Below are 15,935 nucleotides of genomic sequence, written 5' to 3'. Positions count from 1 at the left end.
GGTTTAAAATGAATCTACAACCATGATACCAGAATTTGAAAATGTATTCATTTTTGGAAGTTCCGTGATAAGGTCTTCTAGTTTTAAGGTGCGTTCAATCAGTTTTTGGGGTTGCAGTAGCCCTTTTTCTATCATTTGGAACATGTCAGGGTACTTGTGGGCTTGCATACCATGACTTCCCAATATTTCCAACTCATCCGCTAAAACCCTGTCCATGGGTACCTTGGGATGTTGATGATTACCGGTCATAAGGCCAACTTGAACATGTTTTCCTTGTTTTCGGAGATTTGCAATGGAATTGAAACAGGTTTCAGCGCTTCCTAAAGCATCCAAGGAAACATGCACGCCTCCTTTGCTCAGGGAAATCACTTCACCCACAACATCATGACTTTTTGAAGCATTGACGACATACGACGCCCCTAATTCTTGGGCCAACTGTAAAGAGGGCTCATGAATATCAATAGCAATAACTTGTGCTCCCAACGCCTTGGCTATCATAATCGCCGATTGTCCTACTCCTCCGCATCCATGGACAGCAACAAACTGTCCTCTCTGTGTTTTCCCTTGCTCAACAACTGCCCTAAAAGCGGTGATAAAACGGCATCCCAAAGCAGCAGCAGTGGTATCAGCAATAGTTTCCGGAAGCTTTACCAAATTAACATCTGCGTAATCCATAGCTACGTATTCAGCGAAGGAGCCCCAATGGGTAAATCCTGGTTGGGATTGATGGTCACAAATTTGATGGTTTCCGGAATCGCATTGTGGACAATGGCCGCAACCGCAGACGAAAGGTAAAGTCACCCTATCCCCAACCTGAAATTTTTTGACTTTTTTGCCTGTCGATTCAACAATCCCTGCGAGTTCATGTCCAGGAACATGGGGAAGAATAATATCTGGGTCATGGCCCATCCAACCGTGCCAATCACTTCGGCAAAGCCCAGTAGCTGTTACTTTAATAACCACCCCATCATCCTTGGCAATAGGGTCCGGCACCTCCTTTAATTGTAAAGGCCCCTGAAATTCTTCAAATAAAATGGCTTTCATAGAGAGTCCTTGGTTTCGTCCAACATTTCCGGTTGGTTGTTGATTTTAAGATTGAAAATATCGTTCCTTGCGTAATGTCCAACGACATCAAAATCCAGATTTCCTTGATGGATTTCGTCTAAATCTAACTCTGCCATCAAAGTCCCGGACGCGCCAAATAATGGACCAGCGATAATTTTTCCAGAAGGAGATACCATAACACTTCCTCCGGGACAAATATCCTCATCTTCATTGGCGACTAAATGCTGGTACTCCTCTGGATACATGGATTTGGTGTAAAACTGATTACAAGCCAACACAAAACAGCGACCTTCTAAGGCAATATGCTGCATACTGGTAGTCCACTCAGGTCGTGAATCGGCGGTAGGTGCTATGTATAATTCCACTTTTTTTTGGTACATCGCCATTCGGGCCAAGGGCATATAATTTTCCCAACAAATGAGCCCACCTAGCTTACCAATTCTGGTATTGAATGTCACCAAGGATTCCCCTGAGGCTTCAGCCCAAACGATGCGTTCGGTGCCCGTAGGTTTGATTTTTCGGTGAACTCCTAAAAGTCCTGAAGCGGGGGAGAAGTATGCCATAGAACAATAGATACTTCCATTTTCCTGTATACGTTCGGAAATGCCCAAAACCAAATACGCGCCACAATCTTTCGATAGTTTTTCTAGAAAGGCAAGGTCATTCCCATCCAATAAAACGCTGTTGTTATAATATTTGGCATACAGTTCCTTTCCTGCTTTGGAGCGTTTCCCAATAGTAGCACCAAAGGTGAATCCTCTGGGATACCCTGGAACAAAGGACTCTGGAAAAACGATAAGCTGGCAACCTTCATTGGCATGCTTTCGCATAAGGGTGGCCACTTTTTCCAGTGTTTTTTGCTTGTCGAAGAAAACGGGACTTTCCTGTACTAGCGCAACTTTTACCTTCATTCGTTACATCTTTTAATTATTTCTTTTCAATGGCCTTTAGGAAGGGTTCCATTTCCAAGAGTTCTATATCATCCCTTTTTCGCAATTCGCGAATAAACCAGCTTTTGTGACCTGCTCCGTAGGTAATCAAAAAACGCTTTCCGGAATATCGGTGTTTCTCCAAGGCCTTTTCGATATTCCAGTAGTGCGCAATATTGATGTTATCCCACCCGCCAAGTCCAAGCTCCACATTAAAAAGCTTGTTGTATACCTGCAGGGCAATATCTTGAATGCTGTCATAGGTGTCCGTGTGGATAAAATGTGGATCGTTGACCCTTCCGGTAGCTTTGTATACGGAATCTGAACGCTTTCTGGCTTCCGTGTAGGCTGTCCAATCTGCAATTCGAGTAGAATCTTTGCTTATGGCCCGTAGTTTGGCACTGCGTTCATCGGCCATGGGCTTTGTCCAGCCAGCGGTGGGAATTATCTCGAAGTCCATTTCTTTGGTCAATGGAAAAATTACATCCACATATTCTGGAAAACGCATGACCCTAGGCTCGGAAATGCTATCGTCTCTTTGAAAGCCATTTACCGCTGCTTGAAATCGGTCTGGTGGAATTTCGGCCAATATAAAATCCGGATTGATTTCTCGAACCAATTTATCCAAATAGGCCAAGTTATAAACACTGTCCGTTAGATGTCTGCCATGGATGGTACCTAAGATAAGCACCTCATTTTTCATAGGTTTCTGTTCTTTTTCTGAACAACTAACCGCGCTAATTAGGAGCAAGAGCACTATAATTTTTCTCATGCCATCAAAAGATTAATGATTTTTTCAACTGGTTTTAATTCTTTAGTAGATGGTGTAGTGGACTCCAATACACTGGTTCCAACCACCATGAAATTGGATTTTAGGGCTTCAATACAAGAAACCGCTTCTTTAATAGTTACTCCATCAGGAACATTGTAATACGTCTTGTCGTAATCTGTGGGTTCCAAGCAATCAAAATCAAAATGGAGATACAAATTTTCAATTCCCTTACTCCTCAAGGTTTCAATAAGTTCAAGAGGATTTACTTTTTCAGGATGATAGATATTTCCTTCTACCAGACGGGTTTTCTCTGCGGCGTCAATATCCCGAAGACCTACATAATGGATTTGAGAAGGCTCCAACTTGCTGAACATCAAACTATCCATTTTGGATTCTCCTTCTCCCAAGAGTGTTCTTAAGGGCATACCATGGAAATTACAGCTAGGGGAGTCACAGGGTCGATTAATATCGCCATGCGCATCGAACCATATTACCCCCAAATTGGAATATTGGGCATTGAGGTAGGATACTGGAACAAGCTCGAGCCCACAATCCCCTCCGATGGTTGCTAACTTTTTGGGCTGTTCTTTTTTCAGAAATGCTTTGAACCTAACCAATTGTTCGGTGATAGCATCGTAGTTATTGATGTGGAATTTTTGCTCCCCATCTTTTCCGGAAGGAATTTGTGATAACGGTATTTTTATGAAATCAGGGTCATTAAGATATTGCAAGATGGCATAGGCTCCTTCTTCAATTTTCTCACCTATACCAGCTCCTTGCCATTGTGGAAAGTATATTTTCAATGGATAATGCGTTAAAGTTTTTCAGAAAGAATGGCCATCATGGTTTTGATACCTTCACGATAATTGCCCAATCTGAGATTTTCGTTGGGACTGTGTTGGTTGTTGTCTCGATTTACCGTGGGAACCGTTACCGCGGGAATACCCAAGGTCGTCACAAAGGGAGAGATGGGAATGGAACCACCGCTCATACGTATCATAATAGGTTCTTCCTCAAAAGCTCTTTTCAGTGCACTTCTCAACCAAAGCCCAACTTCCGAATCAAAATCGGTTCTAAAGGATTGGTAGGAGACTTCATAAGTAAAAGTTGCTATTTTTTCATGTTTTAAACGTTCTTCCTTCGTGGGTTCTCGGTCCAATACCACATATCCTTGTGTTTCTATATGGTTTTTAACCAACTGAATCAAGCGTTCTGGGTCTGATTCCAATACCAAACGAATATCGATTTCTGCTCTGGCCCAACCTGGTACAATAGTGCGTACCTTTTCATTAATCCATCCAGATTGCATACCTCTTATATTCAAAGAAGGAAATTGAATGGCCTCCTGATAGTAACTACCAACTTTGTCTGTGGTTGCAATTTGTAAACGTTCTTTGATTTGCTTCTCATCGTCGGGTACAGCCTTGAGGATTTTTTCAGTTTCACCATTAATATCGATGCCATCATAAAAACCGGGAATGATGACCAAACCATCTTCATCTTTCATTGAAGCTAACAGTTTTGCCAAACGCAAAGCGGGATTAGGCGCATAATTCCCAAAGTGTCCGCTATGCTGTGGAACCACTGGTCCATATGTTGTCAGCTGCACTGTGGAAATTCCTCGTGCCCCGAAAGTAAGTGTGGGTTTGTTGGTAATATGCCTTGGACCATCAAAGATGATAAGCATATCAGCCTTCAACAATTCTGTATTGTCCAAAACAGCTTGAGGTAAGTTGGGTGAACCCATTTCCTCCTCGAAATCCATGATGACCTTGATATTGTAATTAGGAACTACCTTGGCTTGCTTGGTTGCATCCAATGCCGCCAAAAACATAGCCACTGGACCTTTGGCATCACTTGCTGCACGGGCGAAAACCCGCCAATCATCTTCATAGTTGGCAATGGATTCCCAGGGGATTTCTTGCCATTCACCATTAACCGATTTCTTTAAGGCAGGGATATAAGGACTTTTCTGATTCCAGCGCGAGGTATCCACAGGTTGTCCATCTATTTGCAGGTAAATTAGAACCGTTTTCTTTGCCCTTTTGTGATTTCGTTCTGCCAAAAGTAGGGGAGCACCTTTGGTTGAAATTCTAGTGGTTCTAAAATCCCTTGACCCAAATTGGCTTTCGCACCATTTCACATTTTTTTCAATGTCTTCGGGATAGAAAGCGTCATTGGGAATACTTAGAATATCCCGTAGCAGAGGGAAGGAGGATTTTGCAAATGCTGAAGAAGCTTCATCCAATTGGGCTTTGGAAAGTTTTTGTGAAAAGCTTCCATGTGACATTAAGAAAGCAGCTATAACAAGGAAAATAGCAGTATTGGAAGTGGTTTTTTTTGTTGTTTTCATAGGCCGATGTTTTTTGAAAACTAGGGCTGTACTTCAGCTGTTTCTATATAGAAATTGGAATCGAAAACAAGCTCAGTACTTGCCAGTTTCTCCGATTTCCATTCTGAGTTGGGAAAAATCCATTTTTCCTTTTCATTTACAAAGACACGTATGGGCATGTCAAAATCTTCAACGATATCGACATATCGAAATGAAAGCGTATGGTCTTTGACTTTATACTCCAATTTAGGAATCATGGTTGTGCGCAAATATTGATTAAAAAAAGCACTTAGGTCTTTTTTTGTCTTTTCACTCAGATAGTTCTCAATTTGCTCCGTGGTCACCGTTTGGTGATAAAATTCTTTGTTCAGCCCTCTAAGGATACTACGCCATAGCTCATCATCCTCAATTAATTGCCGTAATGTATGAAGCATATTGGCCCCTTTGTAATACATATCCCCAGAACCGCGTTGGTTTACTCCATAGATACCGATGATGGGTTTGTCATTCTGAATATTATTACGGGTTCCAATGACGTATTCGGATGCCGCTTGTTTCCCGTAGTGGTAGTCCAGATAAAGATTTTCTGAATAGGCCGTAAAGCCTTCATGAATCCACATGTCCGCAATGTCTTTGTAGGTAATGTTGTTTGCAAACCACTCATGACCTGCTTCATGAATAATGATAAAATCAAACTTTAGTCCCCATCCAGTTCCTGATAAATCTCGACCCAAATAGCCATTTTGATATTGATTACCATAGGTGACCGAACTTTGGTGCTCCATCCCAAGGTATGGCACCTCTACCAATTTGAAACTGTCTTCGTAAAAAGGGTAGGGACCAAACCAGTGTTCAAAGGCCTTCATCATCATAGGAGTTTGTTTAAACTGTTCCTTGGCTTTATCTAGATTATCACGCAATACATAATAATCGAAATCCAAAGCGCCTTTTTCTCCTTGATATTTTTCTCCGAAATAGACATAATCCCCAATGTTTACATTGACGCCATAATTGTTTATGGGGTTGGAAACAAACCATTCATATTGTTTGAAATCTCCATATTCATACTCATCCTTGAGTCTACCATTGGCAACTGCTACTAAATCCTTTGGGACGTCAATTGCAATTCTCATGCTGTCCACCTCATCGTACATATGGTCTTTGTTGGGCCACCATACGCTTGCTCCAAGTCCTTGACAGGAGGTTGCCGCAAAATACTTTCCGTTGGCATCTTTTTTCCAAGAAAAACCCCCATCCCAAGGAGCACGAACCGCTTTTTTGGGTTTTCCAGAATATTGAACATATAGCTTGTTGAACTCACCGGGAATCTGTTTCTTTTTCAATTGGATGAAATGAGCTGGGCCTAATGAAGTGTAATTCAAGGCTACACCATCTTGTGATACGGCTTCAATTTTTAAAGGTTCTTGTAAATCGATTTGGATTACATCTGATTCTTCCAAGACTTTGTATCGAATAATGTTGTATCCAGCTATGAACTCTTTGTCGGGTTGTACTTTAATGTTGAGGTCATAGTAATTCAAATCCCACCAAGCCCTTTCGGGTGTTATACTGCCGCGTAAGGTGTCTACTTTTGTAAACATTTGTGCATTCGCCGAGAACATTTGGATTAGGTATAGCGAAAGTAGCCCTATATGTTTTGTAAATAGTTTCATCGAAATAATATAGCATTAGGAAATACAATTGGGCTTTCATGGCCATCTTTTCCAATGGCGGCTACCCCAAAAAAGAAATTGTCAACGACTATACCCTCCAAAACATGCCCGTTAACATTGCCCACATATTTGGAATGGTCCCAGGTTGGGGATGTGGTATCCCTCCAATAGATTTTATACCCCGAAGCACCTTCTACGGAACTCCAAGTTAATTTTACCGAAGGTTCTACAATACCTCCAATACTTACTTTTTCAGGAGATGGTGGCGCCCATGCAATTGAGGCCAGGTTGATGGCATTTACCGCGGTAAGCTTTTTGACATAGTCAAAATTGACATGTTCCAATACATCCCCATAGGCTATGCCATCTTCCACGCGAACATTTTGATGTTGCTGGGTATAATTTTCATGAGCTTCCATGATTCGGATTCCTGCAAAGCCAGCATCATTGAAGGGCCTGTGATGACCTCCTCGTCCAAAACGGTCCAGTCGATAAATCATCATTGGATTCATTTCAGGCATATATTGCTGAGTGGTTTTGTGAACATATCGTGCCAATTGCCTGGAGATTCCGTCGACTTCACCGCCATAAAAGCGACGGGCTCTCCGTTGTCTGTCGGTTTCGGTTGGGGGGACGGGTTCAGAAAAAATCCGAAAATCCCGATTACTGACCACACCATCCACTCCGGTGATGTTGCCAATCATGTCGTTATTAAAGATTCCAATGACATTCCAGCCCTTTTCTTTTGCATATGCGGCTAAACCTCGTCCACCATATAGCCCTTGTTCCTCTCCAGAAAGTCCAACGTACATGATGCTATTCTCGAATTTGTATTTGGAGAGCACGCGTGAAGCTTCAATGGTTCCTGCCATTCCAGTGGCATTGTCATTGGCACCCGGGGCATCCGACGTAAAATCATTGGCATCACTTGCCCTGGAATCGATATCACCACTCATGATGATATAATGATTAGGGTATTTGGTCCCCCTTTGGATGGCCACCACGTTTACGACCCAAACATCTTTGGTAATCCGGCTGCCTTCGCCCTCCTTAACCAAATCTTTTTGATAAAAGACATCGAGGCAATTGCCGCAATTCGAAGAAACTTTGTCAAATTCGGATTTAATCCATCGTCTAGCAGCACCAATTCCTCTGGTTTGGGAAATGGTATCGCTCAAAGTATGACGTGTACCAAAATTGGCGAGTATAGTAATATCCTTTTCAAGTCTTTCAGCCGAGATTGAATCGATAATGTCATAAATCCTGGAGTCTGATTGGGAATAAATCACTTTGGAAAAAAAACAAATCAGGATAAGAAAGATATTTTTCATATTAATCAAGTTGGTATTTTTTATTGAACCATACGCCATGAAAATAACAAAGCGGTCCTAAAATGGAATAAATAATTCCAGGAAGTACAATTTCTAAGCCTATTTTACTTTTGGCCAAAGCAATTGAAATTAGTGACACAAAGACATAAATAGCAAAGTGTCTGGCAAAAAAAAGAAGTTCTATGTTTTTTATGGATTTACTTTTTTTAAAAGCTCTAAAATACATCAAGCTTAGGCATAGAAATATCAAACAAAACCCTAAACTATAAAGTTGGAACAATGAGGAAAAGCTTTCCATGGACATTTTTTGTTTACCAATCCACGTATTTATCAAGGATTTTAGCGGAAAGATGTAGTACAAAACCACAAACAAGAGAACCGCGTTCAAGGCAATAATCCAATTATCCATGTAATTGGTGCGTCGGAAGAAATTGTAATGCACAAACCAAAGACCTACCAAAACAAAAAAGCTTACCCCAAAGCTTAAAAAGACCAACCAATCGACTTTGAGTATTGAGTTACTGTTTTCACTTCCCACTGAGACAACCAGCAGGGTGGCCGCGAAAGCAAAGACCGCATCACTAAAGGCTTCAACTCGACTGATATTGTGAGGTAATTTCATTTTTGAAGTTTAACGCAAGAAGGTGACTTTGGCAATTTTGCCATTTTCAACCTCATATATTGCGGCAGCACTAAAATTTGAACCGTTCATTGTAAGATATTCTTCGTCGATAACCTTGTTTCCAATTACCATCCTATTCTTGATTTCACAATTCAAGTCAGGCGTTTTTTCAAAAAAAGAGCCATAACCCTCTCTCATTTTTTCTTTTCCTTCCGAAAAAAGGGTGTTGGGATAGTTATACAATTTGACATCATCGGTATAGGTGTCCATAAAAGCATCTATGTCTCTAGCATTGTAGGCATCCAATTGCTGCTTGACTATTGATTCGGCGTCTCTAGTTTCCTGATTGGGGAAAATAAAACTCATGGAGTTGATAAGTCCATTTGTGACATCGTATATGGCCACTTGATGTCCCTCTCTTCCATCGACTAGGGTAGCCTCCTCATCAATAACATAATTTCCTATAGCAATCCGTTTGACGACTTCCACACTGGTGTTTTTGGTGTTGGCAAAAAACCTTTCATAGCTATCCAACATTTTATCTTTTCCCACATACATGGTATCTACTGGGAACCGTTGGGCTAAAATGCCTTCAGCATAACAAGAAAGAAAACGATTTAAATCCCTTTTGTTGAAGGTATTTACTTGGCGCTGAACAATCTCTTTTGGCGAAACATCGGTTACCAATGCCAATCTTTTATTATTTGGGCTTACTGCTATTCGGGATATCTTGAAGACTTGATTTTTATCAAAAACGTGGAAGTCGCTCCATGTACTGTCCTTGGCAGGATGATATTTGGCAATTCTATTCTTATCTGGTGATATGATAGTCCCATCTGACAACCATGCCATGTCCTCCATAGGATAGTTAACATCTAAAATAGTTTCTATTTGCCGTGAGTTGACATCAAAGGATTTTATCTGTCTAGGCTTCTCCTTGGAGGTTTCTTTTTTGATATAGCTAACCAAATCTATTTGCGGGATTTTATGTAATGAACGACCAACATTCTCATCCACAGTAACTTGGATTCCTTGGTCAAAATCAATCATGACCAAGTCCATACGATTTTTCACAAGAACCGTTGCAACCATAGTGTGGTCATTGTACCACACATGATATCCAATTTTTAGGTCACTTAAAGCTTCCGATTCGCCCGTATTGATATCGTATTCGTAAAGTTGTTGCAGGCCATCCAAATCCAGTCGAATGGAAGAAACATTATCTGAACCTGGAATCCGTAAAGGGGAATATTCGCTTCCGGTAGGCGTGTTCGTAATCCAATTGGATGTGCTCCCCTTTGTTATGTTGAATTTTTTAATGTCGGTTTGGTCAGCTCTGGTTGAAGCAAAGAGTACCACATCATTGTTCCAAAATGAGGGTTGATTATCATACCCATGATTGTTGGAAATGTTTTTTGGGTTTGAAAGTGAAGGCGTTCCATTATTCCATTCCAAATCAAAAAGATATACTTCTGTATTACCTTGGGCATTGATTGATAAAATGGTAAAACAAAAAAGGAGAAAAAAGAATCCTTTTATCATAGTTCTGCAAATTGTTTTAAAAGCTCACGAACCCTTTTGGTGCTTTCCACATGATACTTGGCCTGTGTTTTTTGTAACCCGACTTTCACGGTAATCGCAGTCTTGGGTAACTCTTGGAACATGAATTCATCGGTCCAGTCGTCGCCAATAGCAAAAACAAAATCGTAATCATCTTCACCCAGCATACGGACGGAAGCCCTTCCTTTGTTTACATTACTACTTTTCACTTCCATAACCTTATTTCCGTTCAGTACGCTTATATCGTCGTTGCCAATCAAGCTGGTAAGCACAGTGTTCAATTCCGTAGCTCTTTTTTGACCAAAATCGGGGTCCGTATTTCTATAATGCCATGCCATGGAATAGTTTTTCTCTTCAATAAAAGAGCCTGGTGTCCGGTCCACAAATGATTCCAATACGGGTCGTATTTTTTCCATCCATTGGTCCTTTACTTTTTCCAGAAGCTTGAATTCTTCTCCTCCTTGTGAAATCCATACCCCATGTTCCACAATCATATTGTATTTCTTGCGCAAGAACCACTTGGTAAATGTCTGCTTATCCCTTCCACTTATCAGGAATAATGTGGTGTTTTCCTGGGAATTTATCTTATCCAGAAGCTCATAGAGCTCTTCATCAGGAGAGGCTTTTTGAGGATCTTTGTGGAATCCGGTCAGTGTGCCGTCATAATCCAGGAACAACAGTCTTTTTTTAGCCTTCTTATAGTCGTCCATAACGTTTTGCACTATGGATGCGGAAAGTTTGCGAGAAATATTGACGCTATCAATATGACTCTTTTTGTGTAAGGCATTCATAAATTCGTTGGCCCATACTTCAACATTGTAACGCTCCAATCTTCTCTGCAAAAACATGTTACGAGCCATTTGCTCTTCTTCTGGCATGGTAATGGCGTTTTTCAATGTATCTGCCTGTTGCTCAAAATTGTTTGGGTTAATTAGCAAGGCTTCGTTCATCTCGTAGGCAGAACCTGCCATTTCACTAAGAATAAGCACACCAGTCTTATCCGTCCGAGTTGCCACGTATTCTTTTGCTACCAAATTCATACCATCGCGTAGTGGAGTCAACCAGGCAATATCGCTAGAGGTATACAGGTCAATAAGGTTTTCAAAAGGCAAAGAGCGATAAAAATACCAGATGGGCGTCCAGTTAACAGTGGAAAGTTCTCCATTAATGCGACCGACCAACTCATCAATTTCCCGTTTTAGCAGTTGATATTGAGGCACATTGGAACGTGAAGGTACGGCTAGAATTATAAGTCGCACCTTTTCTTTATACTCCGGATATTTATTCAAAAAATACTCAAAAGCATTGATGCGCTTGGCAATACCCTTACTATAATCCAGTCGGTCTATGGAAAGAATAAGTTTGGTGTCCGGCGCAGAGGCTTTATGGTTATCCAGTTTTTTCTGTAAATCACTCTTGTTGTCTTCTCCTCGTTGTTGATGGGCAATTGCTGCATCTCTAAACTTTTTGTAGTCGATTCCCATAGGGAAAGAATCTACTTTTATGACCCGATTGTCCAGGTAAATGTCATTGAAGCTCACATCCAAACCTAAAAGTCTGCGTACTGAACTTAGAAAGTGACGTTCATAGTCGTAGGTATGAAAACCGATTAAGTCAGAACCCAGAAGACCATGCAATACCTCTTCACGCCAGGGTAAGGTCCTAAAAATCTCATAAGAAGGGAAGGGGATATGTAGAAAAAAACCGATGGAAGTATTCGGACGTTTTTCCTTCACCATTTCTGGTACTAGCATCAACTGGTAATCGTGTACCCAAATAATGTCATCATCACCCGCTTGTTCTAAAATGGCGTCTGCAAATTTTTGGTTTACTACCTTGTAGGTATTCCAAAAATCTAATTCAAATTCGGAGTATTCCAAAAAATAATGGAACAGAGGCCAAATAGTCCTATTACTAAAACCGAAATAGAAACCTTCGACATCTTTTTCCGTAAGACTGACCTTGGAACATCCATGGTTTGCCAGCGCTTCATCTATTTCATTTTCAAGGGATTCCGGTATTTCCTCATCTGTAAGTCCGGACCAACCAATCCATAGACTTTCACCACCACTATGAACTGACTTCATTCCCGTAGCTAAACCTCCCACACTGGGGATGGCACTAAGCCCACCATCACTTATTTGCAACTGAACTGGCAGTCTATTGGAAATAATTATAGTTTTACTCATGGATGGGTGATTTTAGGACAAAATGTAATAAAATTCCTATTTTTTCGATTTAAGATTAGGTAAAAACCTAAATATTCAACAGAAATATACTCCTGAACTATGGATAACCTAAATTACGGAATAATTGGAAACTGCCGAAGTGCTGCTTTGATTTCAGATACAGGCTCTTTGGACTGGTGTTGCTTACCTCAATTTGATTCAACTTCAGTGTTTGCAAAACTACTGGATGAAAAAAAAGGGGGGAGTTTTGAGATAAAAGCCAAATACAATTATGTAATTCACCAAGAGTACCATAAGAATACCGCAATACTGGTTACTCGCTATTCCGATGGGGAAAACACCTTTGAGGTACACGATTTCATGCCTAGATACTACAAGATGAATGGAAAGGGGAAATACAATTCGCCCCCAGAAATCATCCGCTATATCAAGCATATTTCGGGAACCCCAACTTTTAGTGTGCTGTATGACCCAAAATTGGAGTATGCCCTAGGGAGAACTACCAATTATATAAAGAATGATTTTATCGTCAGCTTGACCAGCAAGCAAAAGTTCGATACGTTGTTCCTTTATACTTCTTTCGATAAACAGAAGGTGTTGGATGGGGAAGAAATTGTCCTTAAGGAAGATGGGTATTTCATGATTTGTTACAATGAGAAAATCTTGAAACCTACTACGGATAAGATGTCCTTGGAATTGGAAAGAACCAAGATTTATTGGTTGGATTGGGTGGATAGAACACCGACATATAAGACTTTCAATAATCAAATAATACGAAGTGCCATCACGCTAAAATTGCTTACCTACGATAAAACAGGCGCGGTATTGGCTGCGGCAACTACCTCTTTGCCTGAAACCATAGGTGAGGTTCGCAACTGGGACTATCGTTTTTGTTGGATTCGGGATGCTTCCATGGTTATCAAGGTGGTTTCTGAGTTGGGCCATAAAAATTCCGCTAAACGATACTTGCAATTCATTATCGATTTAATGCCAGACAAGGATGAAAAGCTTCAGATTATGTATGGTATCAACAAGCAAAAGAAGCTTACGGAGCATACTTTAGATCATTTGGAAGGCTATAAAGGTTCCAGTCCTGTTCGAATAGGCAATGCGGCTTACAAGCAAAAGCAAAATGACATTTATGGTATTTTGATGGATGTGATTTATGAGCAATTGGTAAAGTTCAGTAACGACATTGAAAATGGGGAGGAGTTGTGGAGCATTACCAAAGGTATTGTTTGGATTGTGGAAAAACACTGGAGAGAGCCGGATAAGGGTATTTGGGAATTTAGAGGGGAAGACCAGCACTTTACATTTTCCAAAGTGCTATGTTGGGTTGCCATTGACCGGGCAATTAAAGTGGCCAAAATTTTCGGAAAGTCACGAAAAATTGAGAAATGGACCGCTATTGAGCAAGAAATAAAGTCCGACATTCATGAACATGCATGGAATCCTGAGAAAAATGCTTTCGTTCAGTCCTACGGCTCAAACCATTTGGATGCTTCAATCCTTCTAATGGAATCCTATGGGTTTATTCATGCCAAGGACCCTAAATTTGTGAATACGGTCTACGCCATTGAGGAAGAATTGAGCAATGATGGCCTTTTGTATCGCTATAAGAATGAAGATGATTTTGGATTACCTTCTTCTTCTTTTACCATTTGCACCTTCTGGTTTATCAACAGCCTGTTCAAAATTGGAGAAGAAGAAAAAGCCTTGGCCCATTTTGAACGTTTGTTGGGATACAGTAATCATCTGGGTCTTTTTAGTGAAGATATTGACTTTAAGACCAAAAGATTACTGGGTAATTTCCCGCAAGCGTATTCTCATTTAGCCTTGATAGAATGCGCTATCAATTTCTCAAGAAAAAAGAGTGAAGAAAAAATATTGGAATCTATTGCTTAACGCTAGGTAGAAGTTGTTCGGAAACCGAACGGATTTTCCCTATCAAAAGTCTTAAGTGTTCCATTGTAGTAAAAGGATTCATCAAAGTAGTACGTAAATAATGTACGCCCCTGAGTTTGGTTTGCACCATATAAAACTCTCCCTCTTCCAAGATTACTTGTCTTATTTTGGCATTCAATTCATTGGTTTCCTCCAAACTTAATACTGCATTTACATATCTGAAACACAATATATTGGACATGGGGTAGGTGGCAACTTCAAAATCGGACTCGTTGAGAAGCATTTCTGCAAAATCCTTGGCCAAATCATATTGACGAGTCACATAAGTATCAAAAATTTCTTCTCCATACAGTTTTAAGAGAAGAAACCAATGCATGCACATCATGGTCTTGGTACATTCAAAGGTTCTTCGACCACTGTTGTACCATTCATCATCTTCCGTTTCGTTTAGTAGGTAATCTGCATCCAGACTGAAGGTATGATTGGCATGAGTTCTATTTTTATACAACAAAGCTGTGGTAATCGTTGGCATCAACATCATTTTATGCCCATCTATCACCATGGAGTCTGATTTTTCGGCTCCTTTAAGCAAATGTTTATACTTATTTGAAAAAATCGCAGCTCCACCATGTGCTCCGTCTACATGGAACCAAAGGTTATGTTTTTCCGCAAACCGCTGAACGGCTTCGAGATTATCATGGGCCCCTGTCGCCGTGGACGGTGCACTGCCCACGATAGCAAAAACTTGTATGCCTTGGGAAACACTTTCTTCGTAATACTGCTCCAACTGGCTTACATCTATCCCAAAATTTTCGTCAGCCGGTACTTTGATGATTCCCTTTTCGCCCAATCCCATAATCTTGGCGGCCCTATCCACACAGTAATGGGCTTCTTCGCACACCATAATACCTAAAGGTTTTGTGTGCCCTTCGTTCCAAACGTCGTGGGAAACTTTTGCCTTTCTTGCTGTAAGCAATGCGGTAAGATTGGCCAAAGTGCCTCCTGAGGTTAAGAATCCACCCGATAGGGAATCATAACCAATGGTGTCGCACAGTTTGTCTGTAACAATACGTTCAATGGCATTTGGGGACATCCCCATTTCGTATACCGCCATACCATTGTTCAACAAGTTGCTGAGCATCCCAGAAAGTAAGGTAACAGGAGCGGTTACACCCACTTGGTGCCCTACATATTTTGGATTATGGGTATGTGTTGTCCTCTTGAGGATTTCCTCGAAGAAGTCGTTCTCGTTTCCATTTTTCAAAAACTCTTTCCAAAAATGGAGCTCATTTTCCGGTTTATTCCAGGACAGGGTATTTTTGGTTGGTTCATTCAAGGTTTGGTCTAAATGCTTGGATACCAAGTCGAGCAGTATTTTGCTTCTTTGTTTGAAATCTTGGGTATCAAAAAGATGATGCAAAGCAGAGGTATTCATGGGAGTAAAGGTAATCTCTTTTTAACTCACAGATTTAAACGGTTGAGGTAATCGTCGTTAAAAAAGACATAAAAAAAACCGCTCCGAAAGGAGCGGTTTCCCAAATAAGCTTTGTATCAAAG

The 15,935-nt window shown here is 40.7% G+C and carries 12 protein-coding genes; 1 reads left to right on the top strand and 11 read right to left on the bottom strand.

From position 1 onward, the window contains the following. Positions 1-3: 3 nt before the first annotated feature. The 10 genes from ACSLUF_RS10700 to ACSLUF_RS10655 are packed head-to-tail and all read right to left on the bottom strand — an operon-like array spanning position 4 to position 12,473. Positions 4-1,044, bottom strand: a complete 1,041-nt coding sequence (locus ACSLUF_RS10700; RefSeq protein WP_435622775.1) for a zinc-dependent alcohol dehydrogenase family protein — start codon at positions 1,042-1,044, stop codon at positions 4-6. Beyond that, positions 1,041-1,976 (bottom strand): carbon-nitrogen hydrolase family protein, encoded by a 936-nt coding sequence (locus ACSLUF_RS10695; protein WP_435622774.1) that lies wholly within the window; start codon positions 1,974-1,976, stop codon positions 1,041-1,043. Before ACSLUF_RS10695 ends, ACSLUF_RS10700 begins: the two co-directional genes overlap by 4 nt. 16 nt (positions 1,977-1,992) lie before the next feature. After that, positions 1,993-2,766, bottom strand: a complete 774-nt coding sequence (locus ACSLUF_RS10690) for a hypothetical protein (protein ID WP_435622773.1) — start codon at positions 2,764-2,766, stop codon at positions 1,993-1,995. Next, entirely contained in the window at positions 2,763-3,569 is an 807-nt protein-coding gene (locus ACSLUF_RS10685) for an arginase family protein (protein ID WP_435622772.1), read from the bottom strand. The genes ACSLUF_RS10690 and ACSLUF_RS10685 overlap by 4 nt, the downstream gene beginning before the upstream one ends. Before the next feature lie 11 nt (positions 3,570-3,580). Then, positions 3,581-5,119, bottom strand: a complete 1,539-nt coding sequence (locus ACSLUF_RS10680) for a M20/M25/M40 family metallo-hydrolase (protein ID WP_435622771.1) — start codon at positions 5,117-5,119, stop codon at positions 3,581-3,583. A gap of 20 nt (positions 5,120-5,139) precedes the next feature. Beyond that, entirely contained in the window at positions 5,140-6,771 is a 1,632-nt protein-coding gene (locus ACSLUF_RS10675) for a M1 family metallopeptidase (RefSeq protein ID WP_435622770.1), read from the bottom strand. Then, positions 6,768-8,102, bottom strand: coding sequence for a M28 family peptidase (locus ACSLUF_RS10670; protein ID WP_435622769.1), 1,335 nt, complete (start codon positions 8,100-8,102; stop codon positions 6,768-6,770). Before ACSLUF_RS10670 ends, ACSLUF_RS10675 begins: the two co-directional genes overlap by 4 nt. Position 8,103: 1 nt before the next feature. Further along, entirely contained in the window at positions 8,104-8,724 is a 621-nt protein-coding gene (locus ACSLUF_RS10665; protein WP_435622768.1) for a TMEM175 family protein, read from the bottom strand. Positions 8,725-8,733: 9 nt separating this feature from the next. Further along, positions 8,734-10,266: a nuclear transport factor 2 family protein gene (locus tag ACSLUF_RS10660; protein WP_435622767.1), complete on the bottom strand. Its 1,533-nt coding sequence runs from the start codon at positions 10,264-10,266 to the stop codon at positions 8,734-8,736. Then, positions 10,263-12,473 (bottom strand): bifunctional alpha,alpha-trehalose-phosphate synthase (UDP-forming)/trehalose-phosphatase, encoded by a 2,211-nt coding sequence (locus ACSLUF_RS10655; RefSeq protein WP_435622766.1) that lies wholly within the window; start codon positions 12,471-12,473, stop codon positions 10,263-10,265. The genes ACSLUF_RS10660 and ACSLUF_RS10655 overlap by 4 nt, the downstream gene beginning before the upstream one ends. A 99-nt stretch (positions 12,474-12,572) precedes the next feature. On the opposite strand from ACSLUF_RS10655, the gene ACSLUF_RS10650 reads away from it, so the two are divergent. Further along, positions 12,573-14,378: a glycoside hydrolase family 15 protein gene (locus tag ACSLUF_RS10650; RefSeq protein WP_435622765.1), complete on the top strand. Its 1,806-nt coding sequence runs from the start codon at positions 12,573-12,575 to the stop codon at positions 14,376-14,378. Here the strand turns inward: ACSLUF_RS10650 and ACSLUF_RS10645 are convergent. Further along, complete coding sequence (locus tag ACSLUF_RS10645; protein ID WP_435622764.1) at positions 14,368-15,813, bottom strand: pyridoxal phosphate-dependent decarboxylase family protein; 1,446 nt, start codon at positions 15,811-15,813, stop codon at positions 14,368-14,370. The two genes, ACSLUF_RS10650 and ACSLUF_RS10645, sit on opposite strands and share 11 nt — an antisense overlap. Positions 15,814-15,935 lie beyond the last annotated feature (122 nt).

This window comes from Flagellimonas sp. (assembly GCF_965601775.1).
Taxonomy (GTDB): domain Bacteria; phylum Bacteroidota; class Bacteroidia; order Flavobacteriales; family Flavobacteriaceae; genus Flagellimonas.
This window is presented reverse-complemented; position numbering and strand designations above follow the sequence as displayed.

Coding starts and splice junctions, on each gene's coding strand:
- ACSLUF_RS10655 (WP_435622766.1), bottom strand. CDS start 12,473: ATGAGTAAAACTATAATTATTTCCAATAGACTGCCAGTTCAGTTGCAA.
- ACSLUF_RS10700 (WP_435622775.1), bottom strand. CDS start 1,044: ATGAAAGCCATTTTATTTGAAGAATTTCAGGGGCCTTTACAATTAAAG.
- ACSLUF_RS10690 (WP_435622773.1), bottom strand. CDS start 2,766: ATGAGAAAAATTATAGTGCTCTTGCTCCTAATTAGCGCGGTTAGTTGT.
- ACSLUF_RS10650 (WP_435622765.1), top strand. CDS start 12,573: ATGGATAACCTAAATTACGGAATAATTGGAAACTGCCGAAGTGCTGCT.
- ACSLUF_RS10665 (WP_435622768.1), bottom strand. CDS start 8,724: ATGAAATTACCTCACAATATCAGTCGAGTTGAAGCCTTTAGTGATGCG.
- ACSLUF_RS10695 (WP_435622774.1), bottom strand. CDS start 1,976: ATGAAGGTAAAAGTTGCGCTAGTACAGGAAAGTCCCGTTTTCTTCGAC.
- ACSLUF_RS10680 (WP_435622771.1), bottom strand. CDS start 5,119: ATGAAAACAACAAAAAAAACCACTTCCAATACTGCTATTTTCCTTGTT.
- ACSLUF_RS10660 (WP_435622767.1), bottom strand. CDS start 10,266: ATGATAAAAGGATTCTTTTTTCTCCTTTTTTGTTTTACCATTTTATCA.
- ACSLUF_RS10645 (WP_435622764.1), bottom strand. CDS start 15,813: ATGAATACCTCTGCTTTGCATCATCTTTTTGATACCCAAGATTTCAAA.
- ACSLUF_RS10675 (WP_435622770.1), bottom strand. CDS start 6,771: ATGAAACTATTTACAAAACATATAGGGCTACTTTCGCTATACCTAATC.
- ACSLUF_RS10670 (WP_435622769.1), bottom strand. CDS start 8,102: ATGAAAAATATCTTTCTTATCCTGATTTGTTTTTTTTCCAAAGTGATT.